The following is a 5,543-nucleotide window of genomic DNA, read 5'->3' as shown; positions in this document are numbered from 1 at the left end:
ACCTCACCGTCATCGAGCACGACGAGCCGGCGACCGGTGGCGGACAGAGCAGCTTCGACGAGTTCGACGTTCATACGACCGAGCCGGTCTTTGTGATCCACCACCACGGCGGTCACTTTCGGGTCGGCCAGCAGCCGACGCGCCTTCGTACGGGCGCCGTTCACGCCTCATGCGATCTCCGACTCAACCCGAACGACCTTGTGCCCGGCCTTGGCTGCCCACTCCGACAAGCGTGCGGTCTGCCGCTCCAAGTCGGCCTTCTGGCCGTGGGAGGAGACACGGGCGTACAAGCCCACACCGCCGGTCATGGACGCTGCGGTGTTCACGTCGATGTTCACCAGGGTCGTGCGCGGCCCCACCCGTTCCGCAGGGACCGGCAACGTGCCCTCACGGAACCAGCGGTACGCAGTACGCGGGGCGATCCCCTGTGCGCGTGCCCATTCCGTCAAGTTCATACACGAGATCGTACGTCACTCATGACATCTAAAAGATACTTATAGACACTCCTTCATGAGCAGTTGCCACCCCTGCCGACGCCTATGACCGGTCCCGGTCATGGCTTCCAGGTCCGCAGGAGGACGGCGATCCGGTCGGCGCGGCAGCGCGGACTGTTCAGCTCGTGGGCGAGTGCGGTGAGCTGTTCGCGGGTCGGGCCGACCGGAATGTTGCTCGCTTCGAGGTACATGACGGCAACAGCGCAGGCGACGGTGAGGTTGGAGCGCTCCAGCCAGCGGCAGCGACCCAGGGTGTGCACCAGGGCGGCGGCACGGGCGTACGGGCCGTCGTAGACGGCGGTGCCGAGGAGTTCTCCGCGATGGCGGGCGACGGCGGCGATGGGCACACCGTAGTCGTCGGGGGCCGGATTGCGGCGCCCGACCCGTTCCGCCACTTCGAGAATCCAGGATTCGTCGACGTGCAGGATCACGCGGCGGCGCCTGGATGCCGATCGGCGTACGGAGCGTCGAGGTGCTGCTCCAGATCGTCGAGGAAGCTGCCGTGTTCGTCGATGAACCGCTGCGCGGCCGCCATGCCGGCGGCGCGGGCACCGGTGGTGTCCTCGATGATGAGCCGCTCCACGTACCGGTTGAAGTCCAGTTGACGGGCGCGTGCTGCAGCCTTGCCGGCCTCCAGCACGTCCTCCTCCAGCCGGACCTGAGTCTGCTTCCTCGCAGTAGCCATCCCTGCATGGTAGCAGGGTGGTAGCAGAGGAGACCTCCTACCGCACGCGAGCACACGGCTCGGCGAGCTCCACGCTCGAACCTCCGGCCGTACGCACGGCACTGATGCTCGGCCACGAGGAGAACGCACACGCCATGCCGCCGACGAACTCGTCGCCGAGGCGATGGCCTGACCGGTTCCCGGCCGGACGCCAGGGGGATCCAGGTCGTCAGCCACGCCGCGGTGCTGTCGACCTCCCAGCCTGCGGGTCGAGGACGAGTGGATTTCTGCACGATCAACGCGTATCCCGGCATGGCATGAACCACGCATCGTCGCGCGGTCCTCTCTCAGCGCCCCGGCATCGGAGGGGGGAAGGGGTCCGTCGCTCGGTCCCCGTCACGCTCGCAGGTCCTGGTCCGGCACCGTTGCAGCGGTGCCGGACCAGGGCCTGTCCGTGTCCAGGACGGGAGGGAGCCTGCTCGGGTCGGTTCCGGTCCGGGTCAGTGGCCCAGGAAGTTCAGCAGGCGCGAGGTCATCTCGGCGGGCTTCTCCTCCCACAGCCAGTGGCCGGAGCCGGCGACGACCTCGCCGGTGACATTGGTCCCGTACTGCTTGACCTGGTCCGGGACGAGATTGCCCAGGCTGTACTGGGCACCGAGGGCCAGAACGGGCATCTTCAGCTTCTTCTGGCTGTTGACGGCATTGTCGGCGACGTCCTTGTTCAGGGCCCGGAACCACTCGAAGCTGGCCCGCAGATGAGCGCTGTCCTTGAGGTAGTGCCCGTAGACCGCCGCGTCCTCGGACGTCACGCCGTTCTTGTTGTGCTCCAGCAGGTCGGAGAACCCGTCGACCCACTCCGTCTCGTGGCCCTTGATGGTCTTTTCGGGCAGGCCGTTGGTGACGTTGAAGAAACCGAAGTTCCAGAAGCCCGGCCCCTGCGGTGTGAGGGAGGGGAACTTGTAGAGGTTCTTGTCCGGCAGGGGGGCCTCGCTGAGGACAAGCTTCGAGACGTCGCCGGGGTGCGCGGCGGCGTAGGCGTAGGCGACCATCGTGCCGATGTCATGGCCGACGAGATTGATGTCGTGGTCGCGTCCGAGCTTGCGCAGGAGGCCGTGGATGTCCTCGGCCATGGTCTTCTTGTCGTAGCCGGACGCCGGTGCGTCGCTGTTCCCGGCGCCGCGCAGGGAGGGGGCGATCACGTGGTAGTGCTTGCTCAGCTCGGGCATCACCTTGTGCCACTCGTACCAGCTCTGCGGGTAGCCGTGGAGCAGGACCAGAGTCTTGCCGTGCCCGCCCTCTACATAGTCGATGCCGACCTTGCCCACCTTCACCTTGTGCTCCGTGAAGCCGGCGGGCACCTTCGGATCAGCGGTGTGCGCACGCTGGGCGGACGCCGACACGTGTGCCGCAGGCGTCGCGAACGCGGGCATTCCCACGAGTGCCGTGGCGAGCGTGGTGGCGGCGACGGCTCCGCCGACGAGGGCGGTGACGTGGGTCTTCTTCATGGCGGGATTCCTCATCATGTGGGGGGTCCGGCAACCTCCGCGGCCTGGGGTGCAGGGGCAGGATCTGTGGACCTTATTTCTGGATTGACTATTCCATTTTCAGAGCGCGCGACTCCTTCGCCGAGCACAGGGAGGCAACTTCGCCACCCGGGGCCGCATGCCGCGGACCTTACCGGATCGACCGATCCAGTATCGGGGCGACCCCATCTTGAATCACGCATTGAAGACACTAGCACGTGGTTTATGGCTCAACAACCCCATATCGCCCTGAACCTCCGCACGCTCATGGTGATGGACCCGCCACCATGCATGCGCGGACGGTCCGCGCCTGACGGGGGCGGTCGGCTATGTGCGCTCGTGGGCACAGGAGTTGGCCGTTCGGGCCGAGAGCTCTGCGGTGGCTCCCATCGGGCGGGGAGTTCGTGAAGGCTGTTCGGTAGTCGATCGACTTCCGCCTTCACCAGGGCAGGGCGCGGCGTGTGGCACCCGACGGGTGGTTCACCTGACGTCGCGCACGGTCGGCGATTCGTCTTGAAACATCCAGGCCCGAAGCCCCCCCCCATGTCCCGAACACAGCCGAAGTGAGCTCCGCAATGCGTCGTACCACCACCCTCGCGGCCATCCCCGCGATGGCCCTCTCCCTCGCCGGATGCGGCGCGCTGGACGGGGCGACGGACCCCGCCGGCACCCCCACGAGGGACAACCACATCACCGTGGGGGTGCTGATGCCGGAGACGACCAACACGCGGTTCGCGAACTTCGACTACCCGATCATCAAAAGCAAGGTCGCCGAGCTCACCCAGAAGCAGGGCAGGGTCGACTACGCCAACGCCGACGCGAGCGTGAGCGTGCAGAACCAGCAGATGCAGCGGATGATCGACAACAAAGTCGACGTCATCGTGCTCGACGCGGTCGACGCGCACGCCATCGCGGGCATGGTGAAGAAGGCGAAGAAGGCTGACATCCCGGTCATCGCCTACGACCGTCTGGCCGAGGGCCCGATCGACGCGTACATCTCTTTCGACAACGAACTCGTCGGTGAGGTGCAGGCCCGCACGCTGCTGGAGGGCCTGGGCAAGAACGCCGGTCTCTCCGCCAAGATCGTCATGATGAACGGCTCGCCCACGGACCCGAACGCCGCCCAGTTCAAGCGAGGTGCCCTCAGCGAGCTGAACACGGTGACGGTCGCAGCCTCGTTCGACACCAGAGACTGGAGCCCGGAGTATGCTGCGGACCACATGGCCGAGGCGATCGACTCGATCGGCAAGGATCACATAGCCGCCGTCTACTCCGCCAACGACGCCATGGCGGGCGGCATCGTCAAGGCCCTGAAGAAGGCCGGCGTCACGACCATGCCACCGATCACCGGCCAGGACGCGGACCTCAACGCCGTGCAGCGGATCGTCTCCGGCGAGCAGTACATGACAGTCTACAAGCCGTACGTGAACGAGGCCGACACCGTCGCGCAGATGGCCATCGCCAAGGTCCAGGGCCACAACATCCTGTTCGACTCCTTCACCAGGGACCGTGTCGACAGCCCCACCAACAAGAACATCCCGGCCCAGCTGGTCCCCGTGACCGCCGTGACCAAGGCCAATATCAAGAGCACGCTCATCGCGGACGGCTTCTACAAGGTCTCCGACATCTGCACCGCCGAGTACGAAGCGGCCTGCGCGGACATCGGCCTCAAGTAGTCCTCCGCCTGCGGTCCGCCGCCGGCGGGCCCCGTGGCAAGGCACCGGCGGCGGCGGTCCAGTGGTCGCGGCCGGGACCGCGCCGAGCACCCGTGGCCGGGCAGATCAGCCGCTCGCCGAGCCGCTGACAGGCGGGCGCCGCCGCCTCGGGTTCTGTGCGGACCTCGCGGGTCCAGCCCCGGCCCCGGTTTCGCCGCCGTGGCCGCAGCCCGTCGTCACCTCCGGGACGTCGTTTCCGCGGAGGCGGAGCGTTCCTCGATCGCCAGGGCGTGTTCCCGTGCACTGATACTGATCAGCAGTTCCCTCACCGACCGGCGTCGCGTGCGTCACAGATGATGACAAGGACGCCCTGGTTCAGCTGCACCCGTCGAGCGGCGCGCCTGCTTTCCGGCCGTCACGTCCCCTTGTCCCGTCAAGCACCGCCCTCGCGCCTTCGGGCTCCTCCGCCCGCCGAACATCGGCGGTGATCGGTGGCTGACCAATGAGCACGTTCAAGTTGCCGCGGACCGTGTCGTGTCCTCATATTCGACGGTACGGCGGAGGCCCTGTCCAGTGACGGCCGGACAGCGGCCACGACCGTGTACACCATCAACGGGGACGCCGGTCTCACCTACGCCGTCGACGGCGAGAAGGTCGAAGTGATCAACGTCGACGACCTCGGTCTGGGGCCGATCTCCCCGGCATGCCGGCCGAACTCCGCACCGCGTTCGAGGCTGCGGGAGTCGCCGAGCGGGAAGAGTTCGAGCCCGGCGAGGCCGACAGCCTGATCGGCATGCGCGCTGTCTGCGCCCTGCCGTGCCTCACGCTCACACTGGACGACATACGCCGGATCCCGCTGCTTCTCGCGCTGCGCAACGACGTCGGCCGACACCTGCAGGGAGGACGGTTCCGACGCCGGGCCTCGTCGGCCGCCAGTTGCGGGCGTGGAGCGTGGCCCGACCCGAGCATCGTCCTGAGCGTCCGCCGGGTACGCACCCCGGAAGACCGTTCCGCAGTTCGTCATGACGGGCCTGCGACGGCAGATGGTGGTCTCTGCCTCAGCACAGGGGGGGCGCGTGAGGCAGAGACCACCGGTGACCGAGCCGGCAGCCGGAGAAAGGAAGGACCGGCATGTCAGCGCGGTGAACGGGGCGCGCTGTCGACCGGATGACCGGCCCGGCACGGCCGGTTCCTCGCCATTCGTGGC

General features: G+C 67.3%; 6 protein-coding genes. 1 reads left to right on the top strand and 5 read right to left on the bottom strand.

Going from position 1 to position 5,543, the window contains the following annotated elements:
• Positions 1 to 167: 167 nt before the first annotated feature.
• The 4 genes from ABT085_RS43210 to ABT085_RS43195 all read right to left on the bottom strand — a co-directional run bounded on the left by ABT085_RS43210 (position 168) and on the right by ABT085_RS43195 (position 2,663).
• Positions 168 to 455, bottom strand: coding sequence for a recombinase family protein (locus ABT085_RS43210; protein ID WP_351621746.1), 288 nt, complete (start codon positions 453 to 455; stop codon positions 168 to 170).
• Between the two features lie 98 nt (positions 456 to 553).
• Positions 554 to 925: a fic family toxin-antitoxin system, toxin component gene (locus tag ABT085_RS43205; protein WP_351621743.1), complete on the bottom strand. Its 372-nt coding sequence runs from the start codon at positions 923 to 925 to the stop codon at positions 554 to 556.
• A complete protein-coding gene (locus tag ABT085_RS43200; RefSeq protein WP_351621740.1) occupies positions 922 to 1,179 on the bottom strand; it encodes a hypothetical protein in 258 nt (85 codons plus the stop codon). Before ABT085_RS43200 ends, ABT085_RS43205 begins: the two co-directional genes overlap by 4 nt.
• Positions 1,180 to 1,658: 479 nt before the next feature.
• On the bottom strand, positions 1,659 to 2,663 hold the full coding sequence (locus tag ABT085_RS43195; RefSeq protein WP_351621737.1) for an alpha/beta fold hydrolase: 1,005 nt from the start codon (positions 2,661 to 2,663) through the stop codon (positions 1,659 to 1,661).
• A 593-nt stretch (positions 2,664 to 3,256) separates the two neighbouring features.
• Here ABT085_RS43195 and ABT085_RS43190 point away from each other — a divergent pair.
• On the top strand, positions 3,257 to 4,357 hold the full coding sequence (locus ABT085_RS43190; RefSeq protein ID WP_351621734.1) for a sugar ABC transporter substrate-binding protein: 1,101 nt from the start codon (positions 3,257 to 3,259) through the stop codon (positions 4,355 to 4,357).
• Positions 4,358 to 4,967: 610 nt separating this feature from the next.
• Here ABT085_RS43190 and ABT085_RS43185 read toward each other — a convergent pair.
• Entirely contained in the window at positions 4,968 to 5,228 is a 261-nt protein-coding gene (locus tag ABT085_RS43185; protein ID WP_351621731.1) for a hypothetical protein, read from the bottom strand.
• Positions 5,229 to 5,543: the final 315 nt, after the last annotated feature.

The organism is Streptomyces sp. NPDC002265 (genome assembly GCF_040296125.1).
Classification (GTDB): domain Bacteria; phylum Actinomycetota; class Actinomycetes; order Streptomycetales; family Streptomycetaceae; genus Streptomyces.
Note: the sequence above shows the minus strand (reverse complement) of the source record. Positions and strands in the feature narration are given on the sequence as shown.